Origin of the sequence: Phenylobacterium montanum, from assembly GCF_018135625.1 — a bacterium.
GTDB classification, from domain to species: Bacteria; Pseudomonadota; Alphaproteobacteria; order Caulobacterales; family Caulobacteraceae; genus Poindextera; species Poindextera montana.
On record NZ_CP073078.1, the window covers coordinates 1,432,926 to 1,453,971 of the forward strand.

Here is a 21,046-nt window from a genome sequence, read left to right on the forward strand (position 1 = left end):
ACAGGTTCCGCATGTCCGAGCCACCGACCAGGCGCTATCGCGTCGTCCAGTGGGCGACGGGCGCGATGGGCAAGACCTGCCTTCGCGCCCTGATCGACCATCCGGCCGTCGAGCTGGTCGGGGTCTTTGTCTATAGCCGGGGCAAGGCGGGCCTGGACGCCGGAGAGATCGCCCGCCGACCCGCGACCGGCGTGATCGCCACCAACAGCGTCGAGGAGATCCTGGCGCTGGACGCCGATGTCGTGATCCACTGCGCGCGGATCTCTCCGCCCTACGGGTCGGATCACGACGAGATCGAGCAACTTCTCGCCGCCGGCAAGAACGTCATCAGCATCAACGGCCACAGCCATCCGCACTATTGGGGGCCGCAATACTGCGGCAGGCTGGAAGCGGCCTGCGCCAAGGGCGGCGTCACGTTGATGAACGCCGGTCTTAATCCTGGCTTTGCAGGCGAACAGCTGGCGGTGGTCGCGTCCGGCCTCTGCTCGAAGATCGATCACCTCGAAATCGTCGAGAGCGCCGACGGCCGTTCGATGCGCGATCCGAACTACGTGTTCGGCGTGCTCGGTTTCGGGGCCAAGCCTGGCAGCTTCGATCCCAACGCCGGCGATTGGGCGCCAGCCTCAGCGGTAGGTGGCATGTACGCGGAAATGCTGGCTCTGGTCGCAGAGCGGCTGGGCATAGCGCTCGAGGCTGTCGTTCCCGATCATCAGGTTTTCGCCGCCACCGAAGACCTGCACGTCGCAGCGGGCGTTATCCGCCAAGGAACGGTCAGCCACCTTAACCTGCGCTGGCGTGGAATCGTCGGCGGGCGCGCAAGACTGCTCGTCTCGATCCACTGGCACATGGAAGCAGCCCATCTGGACGAGCCGAAGCCGCCGCTCTGGAAGATCAGGATCGAAGGCGAGCCCTGCGTGGACATCGCGGTGGACCTCGCCAAGCGCGCCGGCGACGCCACCCGCACCGAACCCGAGCAGATCGCGCTCGCCGGCGCGGTCATAAACGCCATCTCCGTCGTCTGCGCGGCAGCCCCGGGGCTGCTCAGCCGGCCCATGGCGACGCCATTCAGCGCGCGGCTGGCGGACAAGGGACTGTAGGCCGCCCCCGCCGTGCGCTCAAACCGCCTTGCGCTTTGGCGGCCAGGGCACGAACGCACTGGTCCTGCGAATATAGTCCTCGTAGCCGGCGCTCTTCTTGCCGAGGCGCCGCTCGAGGAGATTGGCGCCCATGGGCCCCATGATCAGGTAGCTCAGCGCCGCCGGTCCGACGGCGGTCATGAGGCCGAGGGGCCCGGCGGCGTCCACTGCCATCAGGAAGAAGCCCCACTGGGTCAGCATCTCGGCGAAATAGTTAGGATGACGCGAATACCGCCACAGGCCCCGGTCCATCACCTCGCCCTTGACGGTGCGGGTGGCGCGGAATTGGGCCATCTGCCAGTCGGCCAGCGTCTCCATCACCACCCCAACGGCCATCATGGCGATGCTGACAAAGCCCAACGGGCCGATGGGACCGCGTCCGGGCGTGACGATCGCGACCAGCAGCGGGAGGGTGCAGACCACCATGGCCCCGCCCTGGAAAGCGAAGATAGCCTTCAGGCTATGCCACAGGAAGCTCTTGCCCTGTTCGGTGATATGGCGTCGCAGACGGGCGTATCGGGCGTCCTCCGCGCCCCAGTTCCGCATTCCGATATAGGCGCCTAAGCGCACGCCCCAGGCCGTGGCGAAGGCCAGGGTGATCATCGCCCGAGGCTCGCCGCCCGCCCGGGTCAGGAAAAAGATCCAGGCCATGGCCGCGCAGCCAAAGCCCCAGAAGACATCAATGATGCTGGTGTCTTTCAGCGCGATGCTGGCCAGCCAAAGGGTCAGGATGAAGAAGCCGCCCACGAAGATCAGCCCGTGGGTGAAGGCAAGCCCGTAGACACCCCAGATTCCAGCCAACCCCGCCATTTTCCCCCTCCTGTCAGCGGCTCGACAGCCGCTCTTTCTTCAGCACCATTCCCGCCGCCTCGCGGTCCCACGCCCCGGCCAGGACCTCCGGCGCGCGCAGTTCGGCTTTGCGCACCTTGTTGGTGGGGGTCATGGGCAGGGTGTCCAGGATCCGCACGTAGCGCGGGGTCATGAAATGAGCCATGCGCGGGGCGAGGTAGGCGATCAGTTCGGCCGGCTCGAGGCTCGCGCCGGGCATCAGCGTCACGCAGGCCAGGATCTCCTCCTCGCCGTGATCGCTAGGCGCGGCCACGGCTGCGGCCGCGAGCACCGCCGGATGGCTAGCGATCTCGGCCTCCACCTCGAACGAGGAGATATTTTCGCCGCGCCGGCGGATGGTGTCCTTCATCCGGTCGACGAAATAAAACTCGCCGTCGGCATCGCGACGGAAGGCGTCGCCGGTATGGAACCAGCCGTTGCGCCAGGCTCGGGCCGTGGCCTCGGGCATGTTCAGATAGCCCGGCGTCATGGTCCAAGGCAGGTCCGAGCGGATGATCAGCTCGCCCACCTGACCAACGGGAACCTCGATGTCATGCTCGTCGACGACCCGCACCTCGACGCCGGCGCGCGGGCGTCCGCAGCTGTTCTCCCGCTCCGAGCGCGGCTGGGTCACCAGGGGCGCCGACACCTCGGACATGTTGAACCCAGAATGCCAGCCGAAGTCGAAGCGCTTGGCGAGAGCCACCGTTCCGGGGCTAATCGGGGTCATGCAAACCCAACGCAGCGGATTGTCGGCGTCGTCTGGGCGGGGGTCGGCCTTGGCCAGGGAATCGGCCATGGCGCCGATCAACCCAGCGGTCGTCGTGGACCCTGTTTCCCGCAATTCCTCCCAGAACCGCTGGGTGCGGAACCCTTCCTTCAGCGCCATGCTCGCGCCCGTCGTCAGCACCGCATAGAGCGAGCCCGTGCCGGAAACGTGGAACATCGGCAGGTTGATCAGCATCCGATCGTCCGGCGTCATGTAGCCGTAGGTGCAGCGGCCGGTTGTCCAAATCTGGAGGTAGGTCTGCATCACGCCCTTCGACGGACCGGTGGTGCCTGATGTGTAGATGACACCCCAGATATCCCAGGGCTCGATCGGCGCATCCTCGGCCAGCCGGGAGCCGTCTCCGTCAAGCGCAGTCAAGGGCAGCGCCACAACGCCGTCGAGCGCCGTCCCGCCGTCGCCGACGACGATAATCTGTTCGATCCGCGCCAGATCGAGCTGCGCCAGCCTCTCGGTCAGGCCGGCATGCGCGATGAGCAGCCTGGCGCCGGTATTGGCAAGCACGTGCTCGAGCAGGCGACCGCGGTAGGCGGTGTTGATCGGCGCGAACACGGCGCCGAGGTAGTTCAGGCCGAACCATACCCTTACCGCCTCGGGCCCATTCGGCAGCCAGACCGACACCATGTCGCCGCGCCTGACGCCCAGACGAGAAAGGGCTTCGGCGGTGTCCCTCGCGATGGCCCGGGCCTGAGCGTAGGTCCACGTAAGCCCACCCTCGAACAGGGCGAATATCTGATCGGGATGCCGTGTGGCGGCCGCGTCGAGTGCGTGACGCAAGACGCACTGGTCGCGGCTGGGCATGGCCGGATCGAACCAGGGAGGATCGAAAGCGGTCATGACCGGCTCCGGGCGAATTCCGCTTGCATAATGATACTATCGACTAGCCTGGTCTTAGCGCCCGAACGCCCTCAGGGCCTTTCCCTGGGCGGAGTCCAAATACTCGTCCAGGCGGGTGATCAGGCCGTTCTCCATCTTCACCACAACGCAGGCGAACATCCGCCACTTGGTCCCATCCGGCAGGGTGGCTTCCAGGATGTGCTGCTGCAGAAAGCCGTCCTTCAGCGCTTCGCGACGCAGCACGCGGTAATTGCGGTCCGGCAGGGTGGCGATGAACCAGTTGAGCACGCTGACGTTCTGATCGACCGTCTGTTCGACATCGTCGGTGTTGTGCCAGATTTTGGCCCCGGGCGCGTAGCAGGCCCTCACCGCCGGGACATCGCCGACCTGGATGGCGTGGACGAAACGTTCTGCGAAGGCGAGGATCTCGGCCTCGGTCATGTTGGTCTCCCCTTGTGTGTCTTGTGTCCGGTCAGGCGCTGGCGCCGCGGTCGGTGGTCACGCGTTCACCGCTCAGCGATTTGCGCATCTGCAGTTCCTGGCCCTTCGGATCGAGGGCCAGGTTGGCGCGCACCTCGACGGCCATAGCGTCGGTGTCAACCTCGTCGATCCGCCGCTCGATGGCGCGCAGGCCTGCAGCGGCGACGACGGACGGCGGTTCCTTGTAACCCTTGACGTGGCCAGCCATGCGCGTGTCGATCGAGCCGACGATCAGGGCGGCGACATGGGTCTTCTGGGGCGCCAGTTCGGCGCGGATGCAGGTCGACATCGCCCGCCCGGCGAACTTCGAGGGGCTGTAGCCGCCCATGCCCGGCACTGCGACGATCGCCGCCGCGGACAGCACGTTAATGATGGCGCTCTCAGGGCTTCGCGCCAGCACCGGCGCGAAGGCGCGACACATCATCAGCGGCCCGAAATAGTTGGCCTCCATCTCGGATCGGGCGCCGCTCATGTCGGGCGCATCGATCAGGCGGCGCATGGCGAATTGGCCGGCGTTGTTAACCAGGATGGAGACGTCGCCGCAGCCGCGCGCCGCCCCAGCGATCTGCTCGGGGTCGGTGACATCCAGCCGCACGATCACTGCGCGGCCGGGAAACTCATCGGAGAGATGCTGAGCATCGCCAGGGCTCCGCGCGCCGACATAGACCTTGCAGGCCCCCGCTTCGACCAGCGCCCGAACAAAAGCCTCGCCAATCCCCCGGTTGCCACCGGTGACGAGCGCGACGCTGTCCTTGATAATCATTCGCATTTCTTTCCGGGAGTTGGCCTCTGCGGCCTTGATTTACTCAAGCTCGGCGGAGAGTAAGTCTCTTTATGAAAGTTTGCAATCGCCCTCGGGCGCCGGGATCTCCTGGGGACTGCAAGGGAACTGACACGTTGAGTCGGCTTGGCTGAAAGCACCCCCGCCCTATCGCCAGGCGGCTCGGGTCGCTGCCGTCCGCTCTCAGTGAGCCCGTTGCTCGTGGGTCCGAAGTCCAGGCTGGGAGATCAGATGTGGTTGGGTCGGAAGAGTGGTGAGTAGCGGCGCGAGCCAGGCGGCAGCGGAGCCTATGGAAGTCAACATCCGCGGGACTGCAGGTATCATCACGGCTTTTTCGCCGCCGCTTCGCTGGTGGCCCAGACGCCACGGCGGTCGATGCGCATCGATGGCGAGGCTTGCGGGGGCCGGACGAAGCCGACCGCCCGTTCCTCTCGACCATGCCTGGCCTATCCCGGCGCCGCCTAGCGATCACGAACATCCGGATGGCGGCTTTGAGGGAAATCCCGCCAAATTAGCTTGGCCGGTCGGAACGGCCGCAATTGTTGAGGGCGTCGGACGTTGCGCTCGCCGCCGTCAGCCTGCACCAATCGTTCAATTGCTTCGCTGTCAGGACGACAAATGACCTTCAAACTGGACGACATCCGCCCACCCCAGGCCGGAGGCGTTTCGACGATCCGTGGGATCGCCGTCGCGACGCTGGCGCTCGCTATCGGCGCGCCAGCTCTCGCTGCAGCCGTTCCGACGACGACCGCCGTGATTCCGAACCTGTCCTGGCGCCTGCTGGGTCCGTTCCGCGGCGGCTGGAGCGAAACAGTGGAGGGCGTGCCGAGCCGGCCCGACACCTTCTTTATGGGCGCGGCGGGTGGTGGGGTCTGGCGCACGGACAATGCGGGGCGCACCTGGACCCCGCTGTTCGACAAGGCCCCGGCGGCGCCGATCGGAGCCATCGCCGTGGCCCCCTCCGCGCCCAACACCGTCTATGTGGGCACAGGCCAGCCGACGCCGCGCTATGACGTGGCCGGCGGCGCAGGGATGTTCAAGAGCACCGACGGCGGCCAGACCTGGCAGGCGCTGGGCCTGGAGGACACGCGCGCCATCGGCCGCATCTGGGTCGATCCGACCGACGCCGATACGGTGTTGGTCGCCGCCGTGGGGCACTTCTTCGGACCCAACGCCGAGCGCGGGGTGTTCCGCTCGCAGGACGGCGGCAAGACATGGGCCCAGACCCTGAAGATCGACGCCGACACCGGGGTGGTCGACCTGGCCGCGGACCCGGCCGACCACAAGGTCCTGTTCGCCGCGGCCTGGCAGGCGCGCCAATATCCCTGGCAGAGCTATTTCACCCCGGTCGCCGGCGCCGGCAGCGGGATATACAGGTCGCTGGACGGCGGGGTGAGTTGGACGCGGCTCGGCGGCCTGGGCTGGCCTCCGGGCGCGCTGGGGCGGATCAGCCTGGCCACTGCGCGGACAGCTAGGGGCCTTCGGGTCTATGCGGTGATCTCGGCCGGCAAGGCCGGCGGACTCTATCGCTCGGATGACGGCGGCGCGTCCTGGGCGCGGGTCAATGACGGGCAGGCCTTCACCAGCGACTACGCCAGCCATGTGACGGTCGCGCCGGACGACCCCGACGTGGTCTATCTGGTCGGCCAATCGGTCCGCCGGTGCGCTGAGGGCGGCAAGACCTGCGAGATCGTGCGGGGCGCGCCTGGCGGAGACGACTATCACCAGGTCTGGATCAACCCGGCCCACCCCGACCATATGGCCACGGCCAGCGACCAGGGAACGGCGATCTCGGTCGACGCCGGGAAGACCTGGTCCAGCTGGTACAATCAGCCGACCGGCCAGTTCTATCACCTGGGCGCGGACAATGGTTTTCCCTGGCGCGTCTATGCCGGCCAGCAGGATTCGGGGACGGTGGGCATCGCCACCCGCGGCGATTATGGCGCGATCGACCAGCGCGACTGGCGCCCCGTAGGCGGCGACGAGCGCGACTACGAGCTGCCCGATCCCAATGATCCGAACACGGTCTATGGCACCGGCCTCGGCGGACGGGTGACGCGCTGGGACGCCCGCACCGCCACCGTGGCCAATATCGCCCCCGACCTCTCGCCGAACTATGGCCGCCGCCAGACCACAACAGCGCACCACTATGTCTGGGTGACGCCGATGGCGGTGTCGCGTACGGGCCCCACCGTGCTCTATCTGGGCGCCGAAGTGGTGTTCGCATCCAAGGACCAGGGCCACAGCTGGTCGGTGATCAGCCCCGACCTGACCGGCAAGGCGGCCGGCGCCAAGGGCTGCGAGGCGACCCAGGTCGCCGTGGCCGACGCCAAGGCCTGCGGCTATGGCGCGATCTGGAGCATGGCGACCTCGGCCCGCCACGAAGGCGAGCTTTGGGTCGGGACCGACGATGGTCTGATCCAATTTACGCGGGACGGCGGCGCCCACTGGACCGACGCCACTCCCAAGGGCCTGCCGGCCTGGTCGAAAGTAGCCTCGATCGACGTCTCGGACCTGGCCGACGGGACCGCCTATGTGGCCATCGACAGCCAGCGGCTGGACGACGTGCAGCCCCATGCGCTGAAGACTCACGACTGGGGCGCGACCTGGCAGGACGCGACCGGCGATCTGCCCAAGGGCCATTTCGCCAGCGTGCTACGCGCCGACCCCAAGCGGGCCGGCCTGCTCTATGCCGGGACCGAGCAAAGCGTGTTCGTTTCGCTGGACGACGGCGGCCACTGGCGGCCGCTGCGAGAGGGCCTGCCCACCGCCTGGGTGCGCGACCTCTTGGTGCATGGCGATGACCTGGTGGCGGCGACCCAGGGGCGCGGCCTGTGGGTGCAGGATGACATCGCGCCGCTGCGCGAAGCCGGCTCGATCAATGGCGAGCCCGTGCGCCTGTTCACCCCGGCGCCGGCTATTCGCGTGCGGGCCAATGTCGATCGCGGCGACACGCCGGTTCCGCAGGAGGAGCCGTTTGGCGCCAATCCGCCGGCTGGGGCCATCCTCGACTACTGGCTGGCAACGCCGGCAAAGACGCCGGTCGAGATCGAGATTCGCGACGCCGCGGGCGATCTCGTCCAGCGCCTGACCAGCCAGCCGCAGCCGGAGCCCACGGCAGAACGCTATTTCGCCAAAAGCTGGCTGCATCCTGAGCAGCCCCTGCCCGCGACAGCCGGCGCGCACCGGGTGGTGTGGAACCTGTGCTACGCCCGGCCGCAGTCGCTGAAGTACGATTATTCCATCGCCGCCAATCCTGGGATGGCGGGCCCGGTCACGCCTGAGGGCGCGCTGGTGGCCCCGGGCGACTATCAGGTGCTGCTGAAGGCCGACGGACGCACCGAGCATCAGGTGGTGCGGGTGCTGGCCGATCCGCGCAGCGCGGCCACGCCCGGCGAACTGGCTCAGGCGCTGGCGCTGTCCCGGCGGATCTCGACCAGCCTGGCGCTGGCGCGGCGGGGCTATCTGGAACGCGCCCTGGCCCACGACCAGCTGAAGGCTGCGGCCGACAAGGCAGGCCCTGGGGCGTTGAAGGACCGAGCCGAGGCGATGGCGGCGCGCACGGCCGAGCGGGACGACGACCCGCTGCAGGCGGCGAGCGCGAGTCTGGCCGGGATCGAGACCGACCTGGAATCGGCCGATCGAGCGCCGACCCAGGCGCAGGCCGAGGCCGCCGCGGCTCAGGCCGCCAGGGTCGAGACCGAATCCGCCGCCTGGGCCTCGCTGCGCGACCAGGACCTGGCGCGGCTCAGCCTCGACCTGGAGGCGGCGCGGTTGCCGTCGGTGAAGCTGCCGCCTGCCGAAGATCTCGTCGACGCCCCGGCCGACGACGGCGGAGAGGATCTGCCTTAGCGAACGACGCAGCGCCTCTCACGTCCCTGCCGATCGGCACGGCCGCTTTGTGGAAGGTGGCGCTGCCCTAGACCGCCGACCCTGGACGACTGCAGTTGGCGGAAAAGTGTTGAGCGCCAATGTGGGAGCAGCCTCCAGGGGCGCGACGCTCATGGCGGCAGGGAAGCCAGATATGCAACGATATCCGTTATCTGTGCTTCGCTCAGCGGATGGGCGGGGGCCTGCATCTGGGCGGCGGTCGGGCCGCCCCGAGCGCCCGTCTTGAAGTCCCAAAGCATGCGGGCAAGGTAGGCTGCGCTACGGCCAGCCAGCGGCGGGGCTGCTTCGCCGCCCTTCAGGCCCGTTCCATGACAGATTTCGCATGGCTGCCGACCTGGGCCACCCGTTTCCACCAAGGCAGCCCCCCGGCCCACCGCACCAGGGGGCACATAGTCGACCAGCCCGTTGTGGGGGTCGCCCAGAAACATTCGGGCCGGATCCTCTGGAAGTTCAATGATCCGTCCAGCGATGGGCTCTTTGCCGTATGTTGGCTCAAGGTCGAGCCAACCGAAAAAGCTGGGCCTGGTGACTGGCACACTATCGGTCTCGACCACCCTGACAAACCGACGTCGGGGCAAGGCGGCGAACCAAGCGGCGGCGCGCGCCAAGTCTGGGTCAGAGACCTGCCGCGCCTCTTTGATCATCTCGGTCGTGTCGAACCGATCCGGCTTTTGCGATGAGGTGCGTTCGCCACTCCGAAAGGATTTGACCTGCTCCACGATATATTCAGCGCGAAGGCCCGCGATATCGGCCGAGCCAGCAAATCCATGCCCGTCATACAGATGGCATTCGGCGCAGGGCGTCGGACCACCTTTCGTCGTGAGAGCGACAACGTCGGGCGCAGGCGGATGCTCTTGCGGAAACCAGTCGATCGGCCCCGCCGCCTCGTCGGCCTCGCCAGGCCGGACCTTACTGCCTGGAGCCACCACGCCCTTGGGCGCCGCGGGCAATGGCGTCTCGGGACCCACGGGATACGCCCAGGCAAGCCCCCGTGTGGTGTCCGGCGGATCCGGCGACGCGGCCGCAAGAAGGATGATCGCTACGGAGGCGATCCAGACTCGGTGTTCCACGGCGGCCTCCAATCCATGAAAGCTGAGCAAATAGGGAGAGCTGGGTCCACGGATGGTCAAAAATGTGCGGGCAGGACCGGATGACCGCACCGATCAGTCCGTTTGCTTAGGCGTCCGGCCTGCGGGACGAAATTGCAGGCCGGCCGATGGGGGTTCCTGGGATGCGAAGCAAAGCCGCCGTGGCTATGGCCGCCATAATCGTCGGTCTCGGATTCGAAGCTCGCGCGCAATCGTTGCCCCTCGTGAACCAGGGCAACGCCACCGTCAGCGTGGTGGACCCGAAGACGCTCACCGTGACGGCGCAGATCGAGGAGAGGCTGGCCGGCAAAATCCACGCGCACGAAGCAGCCGTCTCACCTGACGGCAAGACGGAGCGGTGGCCTAAAAGCTCGCCTTGATCCTGACGCCGAACGAGCGCGGTCGAGCCGCCGTCTCCAGGTTTCCGGCTTGGTAGGGTGCGTAGTAGGTCGCACGCACGATGTCGGTGATCTTCACCCCGTCCGTCAGGTTCGTGCCGTACACGCCGAACTCGTAGCGGCCAAAGTCGTAGGCGATCGACGCCCCAACGTTGTTCTGAGCCGGGATGACGGCATAGGAGGCGCTGGGGCCGGTCCTGGTCAGTACGCCGTTCACCAGGGCGGTGCTGTAGTCGTTGAACGTGGTGTGTTCTTCGCCACGGTATTGATAGCTGATCTGGGCGTGCAGTTTGCCGTCTCCGAGCGGGCGGTCGTAGAATAGGAATACCGACCCGATCCACTTCGGGAAATAGGGCGTCTGGTCGCCGTTAAAGGCGCCGGTGAACACCAGGTCACCATTGGCCGTAGCGTCAGTATAGGACAGGTTGGAGCTAAGCGTCAGTTCGGGCGTCAGGCGGATGGTGGCCTCAGCCTCGAAGCCCTTGCTGGTGATGGCGCCTTTGTTGTCAGTGAAGAAATAGGAGCAGTTGAGGCCCAGCCGGGTCTGCACGTCCTTCCAGTCGATGTAGAAGGCGTCAGCGTTGAGGGTCATGCGCCCGTCGAACAGCCGCGCCTTTTCGCCGATCGAATAGTTCCAAAGGTGGTCGGGACCGAAGGTCAACGGCGCCGAAGAATAGCCATAGGCGGCCAGCTCCTGAGCGCACTGACCGGCGATTCCGCTGCTGCCGATGGGGACCGGCTGGTTGGCGCCGCCATAGCGGAAGCCCTTGGCCGCCTCGGCATAGATCATCAGATCCGGATTGACGTGATAGGCGGCGTTGAAGCGGGGATTGAATCCGTCCGCCTTCTGCACCGCGTTCAATGTCAGGGGAACGTGGTTGACCACGCCGTAGACGCCCCCCTCGAACAGGTAATAGTTCTCGCGGAAGCTGAAATAGCGGACGCCGGCGGTGAGGTCGAGCTTGGGTGTGACGTGCCAAGTATCGTCCGTGTAGATGGCGATCTGCCGCTCCTCGAGGTTCTGCAGGCCCGAGAAAATGTCGTTAGGGTTGAAGGCGTGGTCGACGGTCTGCGAGTTGTAGAGGCCGTTGGGGGTGTTGAAGGGACCGTAGAAGGTGTTCTGGTAGGACAGGGTGTCGAAGCCTGGGACCGGGATGTCCTGGTATAGATTGCGCTGCTGATGTTCGAAGAAGAGCCCGACCGTCCATTTGACCGGGCCGTCGTCCTTGGACACCAGACGCACCTCCTGCATCACGTCCTGGATCTTGTTGTCGATCTTGAAGTGTTCGGCGGGAATAGAATCGGCGACCTCCTGACTATAGGCGGACGGCTCCTCGAACAGGGGATAGGCCCCCGGCCCTACGGGCAGGCCCGTGCCATAGTCCTGGAAGAAGTAGCCGATCGTGGACTCGATGCTGGCGTCGTAACCGAGCCGCCGCCAAGTATAGGATGTCGTCGAGATCAGGTCCGCGCGGCCCAGGTCGTAGTCCAGATTCAGCGAAAACAGCTGGAGGTCGTCGCTTGTGCCTTCCGAGGAGTTGGTTGAGGTCGTGTAGGCCGGCAAGCCGCTGAGGACGCTGTTGAGGCCATACGCGCGGCTTTCCTCGACCGTCGCGCTGAGGTCGGCGGTGAAGCGGTCGTTAGGCCGCCAGCGCAGAGCCAGGCGCCCCTGTGTCGACCGGTTGCGGTTGGCGTCCTTTTTGTCCCGAAGGCCGATGTTGTCGATGTAACCGCCGTCCTCCCCCGTGTAGATGGTCCCCCGCAGCGCGAGCTGGTCGTTGGCCAGGGGCGTGTTGAACATACCGCGCAGGCTGTAGCTACCCTGGCCGTGCTCGGTGGCGCCGCCGGTGACTTCGAGGCTGCCGAAGGTCTTGGTCAGGCTCGGCTTGGCGGTGACGAAGCGGATCGTGCCGGCCATCGAGCTGGCGCCATACAACGTACCCTGGGGTCCCCGCAGGATTTCGACGCGCTCCAGATCGTACACGCGAAGGTCGGGCGTCTGCCCTTGGACCGAGATCGGCGTGTCGTCGAGATAGACGGCGACCAGGGACCGGTCCGAAGTGTCCGACCCTGCATAGGGTCCGGTCGTCAGCCCGCGCATGTCGAACTTGTTATAGCCGGGCGCGCCTTGAGTGATGGACAGTGAAGGCGTGAACTTGGCCAGGTCAACGAGATTGCCGGCGCCGGACTGATCCACCTGCTGGATGTTGACGGCCGAGATGGCGGCGGCGACCTTCTGCAGGGACTCCGCGCCGGAGCGGTTGGCCGTTACCACGATCTCCTCGACCTTGCTGTTCTGGGCGGGCTGGGCGGCGTTCGCCGTCATGGCCAAGGCGAAGGCGCTGGTCGATGTCGCCAGAAATGTGGCCCACCGCGAGCGCTGGCAATGAGCCGATCTGGTTTCTAGAATCGCCACGGCTTGTTCCCCCCAATGACGGCCCTGCCCTTCTCGCTATCCGTGCGGCGACTTTCCCGATCCCGGCAAAGGATGGCGGTTCGTGGCGCGCCTTCGTGCGGACAGCGATGATCTTGCGGATGGAGCGCCCTTGGGAGTTCCGCTGGAAAGCGCAATAACTCGATGCGCCCATCGCAAAATGTCATTGGATCAGGGACGGCGCAGCCCGTGAAGCTCTCATCGAAAGTCTGGCCGGAGCGTGGCCCGCGCTGCAAGGAGACGCCATGCCGACCCGCCGCCGCAGTGTCCTGGCTGGCCTGGCCGCACAGCCGCTGCTCGCCGGATGGAGCGCCGCTAGGAGCGAGCCGGGCCGTAGGCCCGAGGCTGGCCCCCATGGCGTCAAGGCGCTGGAGCCGGTCTGGATCCCGCTGAAGTCCGGCCTGAGGCTGTCGGCGCGGCTTTGGCTGCCGCGGGGCGGGCCGGACGAGCGTTTCCCCGTCGTGCTCGAATACATCCCCTATCGCACCCGAGACAGCTATCGGCTGATCGACGACCACTGGGGGCCGCAGCTGGCGGCGGGTGGCGTCGGCTTCGCAAGGGTCGATATCCGGGGATCGGGCGATTCCGACGGCCTTCTGCACGACGAATACCTGGCCTCGGAGCAGCAGGACGGGGTCGAGATCATCGCCTGGCTGGCCGCGCAGCCCTGGTGCAACGGCAATGTCGGCATGCGGGGCCTGTCGTGGGGCGGGTTTTCGACTCTGCAGGTCGCCGCCCTAGCCCCGCCGGCGCTGAAAGCCATCATGCCGATGTGCGCAACCGACATGCGATTCTGGAACGACGCCCATTATGTCGGCGGGGCGCCCGGACTGACCAACCTAAAGTGGGCGGCGGGCTTCGAGATGGTGATGTCGGGCCCGCCGGACCCTGCCGTCGTGGGCGATCGCTGGGAGTCCATGTGGCGGAGCCGGCTTGAGGCGACGCCGTCGATCGCCGCGCGCTGGCTCTCGCACCAGAGCAACGACGCCTATTGGCGGCACGGCTCAGTGGGCCTCGATCCCGGGGCCATCCGGTGCCCGGTCTATCTGGTCGACGGCTGGGCCGATTCCTATGCGGAATCGGCGGAGCGGCTGCTGCGCGCCATCTCGACGCCCAAGAAGGCGCTGTTCGGGCCCTGGGGGCACATCTACCCTGATTTGGCCCGGCCCGGGCCCGGGCTGGACTGGGCGTACGAGGAGCTGCGTTGGTGGCGGCGCTGGCTGGCCGACGAGGAAAATGGCGTCATGGACGGGCCGGTCTTCCGCTTCTTCATGCCCTACGCCACGCCGGCCGAAACCGGGATGAAGGACCTTCCCGGCCGCTGGGCCTCGGAAAGCAGCTGGCCTTCCCCGAATATCGCGCCACGGACATTTTATCTCGCGCCCGGACGTCTGCAGTCGTCGCCGCCGCCCGCGTCCCGGCTGCAGTACGTGGCCGACAAGGTGGTCGGTCTGACCAAGCCGGAATGGATCCCCTATGCCCAGGCCGAACTTCCCAGGGACCAGCGTCCCGACGACGCGCGCTCGCTGGTGTTCGATTCCGAGCCCCTCGGCGAGGCGCTGGAAATCGTCGGCGTCCCCAGCCTGCGCCTGACCGTGGCGAGCGACCGGCCCGTCGCCAAGATCGCGGCCCGGCTCTGCGAGGTGGCGCCCGATGGGGCCTCATGGTTGGTCACGACGGGCCTACTGGACCTGACCTTTCGCGGCGGCGTGGCCAGCGAGGCCCAACCGCTGGTTCCCGGCGAGGCCTGCGAGGTCGAGATTCCGCTCACCGTCATCGCTCACCGGTTCAAGCCCGGTTCGGTGATCCGTCTGTCGCTTTCCGAGGGGCTCTGGCCGCTGGTCTGGCCATCGCCCGAGACGGTGACCCTGGACGTCCGGCTCAGCGCCGCCGCGCTCACCCTGCCCGTCCGTCCGATCCCCGCCGCAGAGGCGCCGTTCCCGATACCCGTCACCCATGACGGCTTTTCACGCGGCGAGCCGGCGCTGGATATCACCCAGGAAGCCGATGGATGGGTGCGGATGCGAGGCGCCTGGCCGAACCATCCGTTCGTTGTCCCCGGCATCGGCACGCAGCTCTCCGGCTCCGGCCCGGACATGCAGCTGGAGATACGGGCCGGCGAGCCCAACAGCTCAAAATGGACCATCACTCAGTCCAGCCGCTTCCGGCGGGGCGACTGGGACTGTGAAATGCGTTGCGCCATCGAAATGCGCAGCAGCGCCACGCACTACGTCATCCAGGAGAGACTGTCGGCCGAGAAGAACGGTCAGCCGTTTTTCTCGCGTGAGCGCACCGACCGCATCGAACGCAAAGGCGCCTGACGACTTTGTCAGATTAGCTTCAGCGGCGGCGATGTCCGCTTCGGAGCAAGGACCTCTGCGTTATGGCGAGGCTTGCTTGGTCGGCTTTTGGCGAGCCCCGCGCGTCGATATGGCGGCGCTGTCCGCCGCGGTGCGCCTCGCCCATCGCTATTCCAGCATGCGCTCGAACTCGGTTCGCCCTGGCCCTGAGGTGAGCGGCCGAAGGGGGACGCCGCGTTCCAAGACGCTTTGCGCGGCCTTTCGGACGCGCAGGTCGGCCGCGACCTCGGCTGGCGTCGCGAGCAAATGAAACAGCTCGAGGGCCCGTTCCGCCACATAGGGATCCTCGGCGGCGGCGATCGCCATGGCGGCCGCGAAGCGCGCCTGCTCGCCCACCGGCTCCTGCGTTTCACCGCCCGTGGCGGTGTGTCGCATCTCCTCCGATCTGCGAGCATTCGCCGCCGCCTGGCTCAGATACCACACGCTCAACTCATCCGAGCGCCAGGTTTCGAACTCGGCCACAAGGTCGGGGGAGCCGGCGTCATGGCGCTCGAGCAGGTCCGCCAGCTGCCTCGCCTGAAGCAGCGCGAGAGCGACGCCCCGCCCGAGCGTCGGGTTGGTGTGCATGGCGGAATCGCCAAGGAGAACGAAACCGCTCACGGCCGGACGCTTCTCATCCAGCGTCGATCGCCAACAGTTCTCGATACGGGCCGTGACTTCAAGTTCTGAAATCGGTTCGGAACCTTCCAGCCATCGCTGAAATCCCGGGATGGCGCCGAAGACGCGCTCGAACACCGCCGATTTGCGACACTTCGCCTTCAGCGGATCGTGCATGGACAGCACCATGGTGGCCGCGAACACCGCGCCATCGGCGGGGAAGCATCTGAAGCTGGCGAAAGCAGACTCCGCCCGTCCCGGCACGCCTCCCCATGAGAAGTCGGCGTTGGTTCGCCGCCGCCATTGGGTCAGATAGAAGAAATCGCAGTCCTGCCGCCGCTCCGGATCCAGCCGAACGCCTTCCGCCATCAGCCAATCGCGCGACCGCGACCAACGGCCGGCGCAATCGACGACAAGCTCGGCACGGATTTCGGTGTGGTCACGCAAAAGAACCCCGCGAACCCGTCCGTTCAGCAAGACAAGACCGGACGCCTCCTCGCCCGTTCGCAGCTCAACCTGGGGCTCCGCTAACACCGCACGCCGAAGCACGGCTTCGAGCGGCAGCCGTCGACTGCAGGTGAAGAACAGCCGGTCTCGCTCGTCTGGCGCTACCCGTTCGCCGCCGGCTGTCAGCAAGTTGGCCCCTGCGTCGGCGAAGGCGGCCAACACCGCCGGCGTTTCGTCCTGCAGCACACGCGCCGCTCGGTTCAGCAAGATGTGTGGCTGGCGGGCCTGCGCTACGCCTCTGCGCACCCAATCGGTGAAGCAGGCCTCTCCATCTGCCGGCGGCGCTTCAGGGTCTTTCTCGAGCACAGTCACCGCGTGCCCACGGCGCGCGAGCATCAGCGCCGAATAGAGCCCCGCAAAACCCGCGCCGATCACTAGGACGTCGCTCATGGCCAGGGCCCTCTTGGTGCATTGCGGAGACGTGCGCTCGCCTGTCGACTTGGAGTAGCCCGATAAGGCGACAATCGTCGAGCCGCATGGCGTCAAACAAGCCTCAGGAAGGCCGGGCTGGGATGTCGGCTATGCGGAAACTCGCTACCTTGGGCGATCTGCCGGCATGGCCGCCATTGGCGAGCCGTCGCCTTGAAAGGCGCCTTCATTCGGGCCGAGGCGATAACCCACGCGGGCCACGGTATGCACGTGGAAGCCACCATGGGTCTCGGCAACCTGCCACAACCGGCAGAACATGCGCCCCGACGACTTGGAGCGCGCGTGCTCGATGCCCTGCGCCACCACCTGATGGAGCCGGCCTTGTTCGCCGTCTTCTGCGAGGAGCTCACCCGTGAGGCCAACCGCCTGCGCATAGAGGCCCGAGCCGACATCGACGCTGGCGAGGCCGAGATCAAGCGCATCGACCGCGAACTCGACACCCTTCTCGAGCTGATCCTCAAGGGCGGCGCGGCCGACAGGCTGAACGCCAAGATGGTCGCGCTCGAAGCTCGCCAGAAGGAATTACGCGCCTTCCTCACCGAAGCCGATGAACCCGCGCCCTTCCTGCCATCCAGAGGTGGCCATCGCCTTCCGCGCCGAGGTGGAGAAGCTCCACGAGGCTCTGGCCACAGGCGACGATCCCGAACAGCGCCAGTTCGAGGGGCCGATCCGGTTTCTGATCGACGCGATGGTCGCGACGCCGGGTTACGGCCAACTGGTGCTGGACGTGCGAGGCGACCTGGCCGGAATCCTCAGCATCGCCGACAAGCAAAAACCCTTCGGACGGGATCCGAAGGGCTTGGTTGTTTAGCCTCTGGGAGACTTGCAAGTATGGTGGGTGCGGGGACCCGCACTGATCACAAATTGCGTGGGCCGTTGAATGCCGTGCAAACCCACCTCGCCGCAGCCGCCACGACACCGGTTGGGCTATTTCGCGCGACCAGTTAGCGGCCCAAATCTGAGCTGATCTGTCCACCCTGACGTCCGCCAATCAAATTTTCCGCAATCTCAAATCGACCCGGGCGATCGGGACCAGCCAAGCCAATTCCGCCTCGCCGTCGCCATGACATCGACCGCGCCTATGAACACGAGTTTCATGCATACTACGATCAGATCCCGGCGACTGAAGCCAATTAGGCTGGACGCAGCTAGGTGTGCATTTGGCCGCCGAAAGCTACGACCATCCGTGGCAGGTCTGGTTCGCGTCGGCGATTTCGACCACCAGGATCACGACCGCAGCACCTTCAGAGTCGCCACAACAAAGGACGCCGGCGCGCTCGCGGCCACGCTCACGCGCACACCGCCCGACAACTCCACCGGGATCGCTGGGAACTGTGCCCGGCCAGACGATAGATCAGGCGCATCAAGCAGCACCACCAGGGTGAACGAAGGTTGTGCCGTCGGCGTCAGGCACGCCTTGCGCCACTTATAGATCACGCTTGTGGAGATATCGAACTGCCGGGCCACGTCCGCCACCTCCGCGCCCGGCGCAAACGACGCCGCCAAGGGGATTGCAATCGCCCGAATGCTCTCGCCCTTGGCTGCGATCGACGTTATTTCGACGGTTCAGCTCTAGGTGTCAGTCGCTCCAGTAGCGGTTTCAGGCTCGCCCCCTGCACGATCACAGAAAAGATCACGACCATGTAGGTCGCCGTAAGGACAGCCGAGCGCGACGTAACATTGGATAGGCCCAAGGCCAGGGCGATCGAGATGCCGCCGCGCAGTCCGCCCCAGATCAGGGTTGCGGAGCCGGCGACGCCTAGCGGAGCGACCTGCCGCATCGCGGCCATGGGCAGCAACACGGATATCGTCCGCGCCGCCAAGGCGAGGGGTATCGACGCAGCGCCAGCCAGCAATAGGCCGGGACTGGCTGGAATGGTCACGACCACCAGGCCGATCAAAAGGAACAGGACCGCATTCAGGATCTCGTCGATCAGAGTCCAGAACTTGAGCAGGTAATCGCGGGTTGTCTGGCTCATCGCACTGGTGACGCCATGATTGCCGATCAGCAGACCCGCGACCGCCATGGCGACCGGACCACTGACATGCAGCCAATGAGAGAGCGCGTAGCCGCCCATGACGACGGCCAGGCTCAGCATCACCTCGATGCTGTAATCGTCTATCGAGCGCATCGCCTGGAAGGCCAGCCACCCGACCGCCAGCCCGAGCAAGGCCCCGCCCCCGGCCTCGAGCATGAAGAGCTTTACGGCGTGAATGGCCGAAAATGGCCCTGAGCCCAGGGCCATCGTCAGCACGATCGAGAACAGGACCACCCCGACCCCGTCGTTGAACAGGCTTTCGCCGGCGACGGCGGCTTTCAGGGCCGGCGAGACATCAGCCTCCTTTAGGACGCCCATGACGGCCACCGGGTCGGTGGGACTGATCAGCGCGCCAAAGACGACACACCAGACGAAAGGCGCCGCAAGGCCGAACAGCATCAGGACCAGATAAAACCCGGCGCCGACTATCAGAGCCGAAAGCAGGACTCCAAATGTGCTGAGCGTGAGGATCGCCCACCGGCCGCGCCGCATCTCGCCCCAATCGACATGGAGCGCGCCCGCGAACAGAAGGAACGACAGCATGCCGTCCATGAGCGTGGTGTGAAAATCGATGCCGCCTACGAATTGGACAATGATCTGTCCGAGATGGCTTTGAGGTAACAGGCGGTCGATACCGACGACCGCCATCGAGGCGACCGCGCCAATGGCGGTCAGTCCGGCCGCCTGCGGCAGGCCCAGATAGCGGTGGTTCAGATAGGCCAGAGTCGCCGCGAGCACGACCAGGATCGCAGCGGCGTCAAGCGGCGAGATGTCGAAGGCCCCGGTCACCGAGCGGGCCGCGGCGTGCTAGTGGAAAGCCTGAACGTGCGGCCCGATGGGCGCTCACCCGTCGCCTGGATCGCCTGGGCCTTCAAGATCGCCGCGATGGCGAGGGCTCGTCGCTCGGCAAGCTTTGGACGTTCCGACGCATGGCCGGTTTGCGGCAAGCCCGGCACGCCGAGCTCGGGGATGTTCCAACGATTGGCCGCCCAGGCCGATGTGAGAACCGCCTCCTGACCATTGTCGTCAAGAGTGTCGGAGCCGTTTGCGAACCGGATCAAAGGCAGCGGTCCGAACGGTGGGGCGATGGCGATCGTCCAGCCCGGCGCTGACGCCGCGATACGCTGCTCCAGTTTTCGGTAGGTTTCCAGGTCCGCGCCAGGCAGCGCCTTGGCCTTCGCCGTCACCTGCCGATCATCCCGATCCAGGACGACCTCGCCCTGTCCCACACCGGCCGCCACTGCGACAAGCTTGGCTACGCGATCTGAGCTTTGCCGGCGCTCGCCCGCCTCGGCCTCGGCCTGCTGCAATTCATTGAGCTGAGCCTGTACGCCCCGGCTGTTCTGGTCGATGAGCAGCTGATCGGCTTGCAGATTTATCGGCCGACCCAATGCTTTCTCGAGGTCGGCCTGTAGCACAGCGTTGCTCCGGGACTTCACTCGGGGTGCGATCACCACGGCGCGGACCGCGACCGGCCTGGCGTCGAAATCCACCGTCAGCTGGGTCACACGCGAAGTTGGGCCAAACTGGCGGGTGAGCACAGACCGGATCTGCGCATTGGCTTCAACCTCGTCTGCGATCTGCTTGAGCGAGAGCCCGAGCGGGATCGCGAGCGCGACGAAGACCAGCGCCAGCACTGCTGTCTGCAGGCGTGTCTGATGGCGCGACAGCGCGTGGCCAAAGCCGTAGAACCGTGCGGTCACGGTGGCCGAAAAGGCGATGGTCACGAAGTTGGTGACGAACAGGGCCAGGGCGCCGAACAGGATGGGCGGATTCCAGGTCGCCAGCCCGTAGCCCACGACGGCGAGAGGCGGCATCAGCGCCGTGGCGATAGCGACGCCGACGATGGTGGCGCCCTGGCCCTTGATGACGGCGAAGGCGCCGGCCAGCGCCGCGAACAGGGCGATCATGAGATCGAACAGGTTCGGCCGCGTCCTTGCGAGGATCTCGCTGGTGACCTCCTTGAGGGGTGAAGCGAGCACAATCAGGCCGGTGAATGCGACCGCCGCCAATGAACCCATGGCCAGCGCGGTCAACGAGCGTCGCGCTTCGCCGAAATCGAACACGGCGAGAGAAAAGCCCAAACCCAGGATCGGGTTCATCAGCGGCGAGATCAGCATGGCGCCGATCACAACGGCGGGAGACGACACCAATAGGCCCAGGACCGCGATGCCGGCCGACATCAGGATCATGAACAGGTAACGCGGGGACCAGCCGCTTTCCGCGTTAACCTGCGCGAGCGTCTTTTGATGGTCGACCGCCGCGACGACCGAGTCCCGCCAATACCGGATCAGGTCCAGACGCCGCCAGACGCCGTCCGCGCCATGGCTGTCAAGGATTGGCTCCGGCGTTTCGATCGGCATTGTCGCGTCCCCTCCCCGCCTAAGGCGCCGGCAAGGATAGGCAATGTATCTGGCCGGGCCTAGCTTTTGAGCCCGCGGCGCTGGCGATCAG

Annotated in this window: 15 protein-coding genes; 5 read left to right on the plus strand and 10 right to left on the minus strand. The window is 66.2% G+C overall.

Annotation, left to right across the window (positions count from 1 at the left end; genetic code table 11):
* The first annotated feature begins 11 nt into the window (after positions 1-11).
* On the plus strand, positions 12-1,097 hold the full coding sequence (locus KCG34_RS06330; RefSeq protein ID WP_211939546.1) for an NAD(P)H-dependent amine dehydrogenase family protein: 1,086 nt from the start codon (positions 12-14) through the stop codon (positions 1,095-1,097).
* Positions 1,098-1,115: 18 nt separating this feature from the next.
* Here KCG34_RS06330 and KCG34_RS06335 read toward each other — a convergent pair whose 3' ends face one another.
* Genes KCG34_RS06335 through KCG34_RS06350 form a run of 4 tightly spaced genes read right to left on the minus strand, consistent with a single transcriptional unit; the run spans position 1,116 to position 4,831 of the window.
* A complete protein-coding gene (locus KCG34_RS06335) occupies positions 1,116-1,946 on the minus strand; it encodes a DUF1295 domain-containing protein (protein WP_211939547.1) in 831 nt (276 codons plus the stop codon).
* Between the two features lie 13 nt (positions 1,947-1,959).
* Entirely contained in the window at positions 1,960-3,588 is a 1,629-nt protein-coding gene (locus KCG34_RS06340; RefSeq protein WP_211939548.1) for an AMP-binding protein, read from the minus strand.
* A gap of 54 nt (positions 3,589-3,642) precedes the next feature.
* Positions 3,643-4,029, minus strand: coding sequence for a nuclear transport factor 2 family protein (locus tag KCG34_RS06345; protein WP_211939549.1), 387 nt, complete (start codon positions 4,027-4,029; stop codon positions 3,643-3,645).
* A 31-nt stretch (positions 4,030-4,060) separates the two neighbouring features.
* Positions 4,061-4,831 (minus strand): SDR family oxidoreductase, encoded by a 771-nt coding sequence (locus KCG34_RS06350; RefSeq protein ID WP_211939550.1) that lies wholly within the window; start codon positions 4,829-4,831, stop codon positions 4,061-4,063.
* A 636-nt stretch (positions 4,832-5,467) separates the two neighbouring features.
* On the opposite strand from KCG34_RS06350, the gene KCG34_RS06355 reads away from it, so the two are divergent.
* Complete coding sequence (locus KCG34_RS06355) at positions 5,468-8,701, plus strand: WD40/YVTN/BNR-like repeat-containing protein (protein WP_211939551.1); 3,234 nt, start codon at positions 5,468-5,470, stop codon at positions 8,699-8,701.
* Between the two features lie 149 nt (positions 8,702-8,850).
* Here KCG34_RS06355 and KCG34_RS06360 read toward each other — a convergent pair whose 3' ends face one another.
* Positions 8,851-9,810: a c-type cytochrome gene (locus KCG34_RS06360; RefSeq protein WP_211939552.1), complete on the minus strand. Its 960-nt coding sequence runs from the start codon at positions 9,808-9,810 to the stop codon at positions 8,851-8,853.
* A 161-nt stretch (positions 9,811-9,971) separates the two neighbouring features.
* On the opposite strand from KCG34_RS06360, the gene KCG34_RS06365 reads away from it, so the two are divergent.
* Positions 9,972-10,208 carry a hypothetical protein gene (locus KCG34_RS06365; protein WP_211939553.1) on the plus strand — a complete coding sequence of 79 codons (237 nt, stop codon included), beginning with the start codon at positions 9,972-9,974 and terminating at the stop codon, positions 10,206-10,208.
* Here KCG34_RS06365 and KCG34_RS06370 read toward each other — a convergent pair.
* Positions 10,192-12,642 carry a TonB-dependent receptor gene (locus KCG34_RS06370; protein WP_211939554.1) on the minus strand — a complete coding sequence of 817 codons (2,451 nt, stop codon included), beginning with the start codon at positions 12,640-12,642 and terminating at the stop codon, positions 10,192-10,194. The genes KCG34_RS06365 and KCG34_RS06370 overlap by 17 nt on opposite strands.
* Positions 12,643-12,905: 263 nt before the next feature.
* Between KCG34_RS06370 and KCG34_RS06375 the strand changes: the two genes are divergently transcribed.
* On the plus strand, positions 12,906-14,981 hold the full coding sequence (locus KCG34_RS06375) for a CocE/NonD family hydrolase (protein WP_211939555.1): 2,076 nt from the start codon (positions 12,906-12,908) through the stop codon (positions 14,979-14,981).
* Positions 14,982-15,128: 147 nt separating this feature from the next.
* Here KCG34_RS06375 and KCG34_RS06380 read toward each other — a convergent pair whose 3' ends face one another.
* On the minus strand, positions 15,129-16,514 hold the full coding sequence (locus KCG34_RS06380; RefSeq protein ID WP_211939556.1) for an FAD-dependent oxidoreductase: 1,386 nt from the start codon (positions 16,512-16,514) through the stop codon (positions 15,129-15,131).
* Positions 16,515-17,130: 616 nt separating this feature from the next.
* Here KCG34_RS06380 and KCG34_RS06385 point away from each other — a divergent pair.
* Entirely contained in the window at positions 17,131-17,364 is a 234-nt protein-coding gene (locus KCG34_RS06385; RefSeq protein ID WP_211939557.1) for a hypothetical protein, read from the plus strand.
* Between the two features lie 416 nt (positions 17,365-17,780).
* On the opposite strand, the gene KCG34_RS06390 is transcribed toward KCG34_RS06385, so the two are convergent.
* The 3 genes from KCG34_RS06390 to KCG34_RS06400 form a co-directional block, all read right to left on the minus strand.
* Positions 17,781-18,020, minus strand: coding sequence for a hypothetical protein (locus tag KCG34_RS06390; RefSeq protein WP_211939558.1), 240 nt, complete (start codon positions 18,018-18,020; stop codon positions 17,781-17,783).
* Positions 18,021-18,106: 86 nt separating this feature from the next.
* Positions 18,107-19,381 (minus strand): cation:proton antiporter, encoded by a 1,275-nt coding sequence (locus KCG34_RS06395; protein WP_211939559.1) that lies wholly within the window; start codon positions 19,379-19,381, stop codon positions 18,107-18,109.
* Positions 19,378-20,955 carry a DUF389 domain-containing protein gene (locus KCG34_RS06400; RefSeq protein WP_211939560.1) on the minus strand — a complete coding sequence of 526 codons (1,578 nt, stop codon included), beginning with the start codon at positions 20,953-20,955 and terminating at the stop codon, positions 19,378-19,380. The genes KCG34_RS06395 and KCG34_RS06400 overlap by 4 nt, the downstream gene beginning before the upstream one ends.
* Between the last annotated feature and the right edge of the window lie 91 nt (positions 20,956-21,046).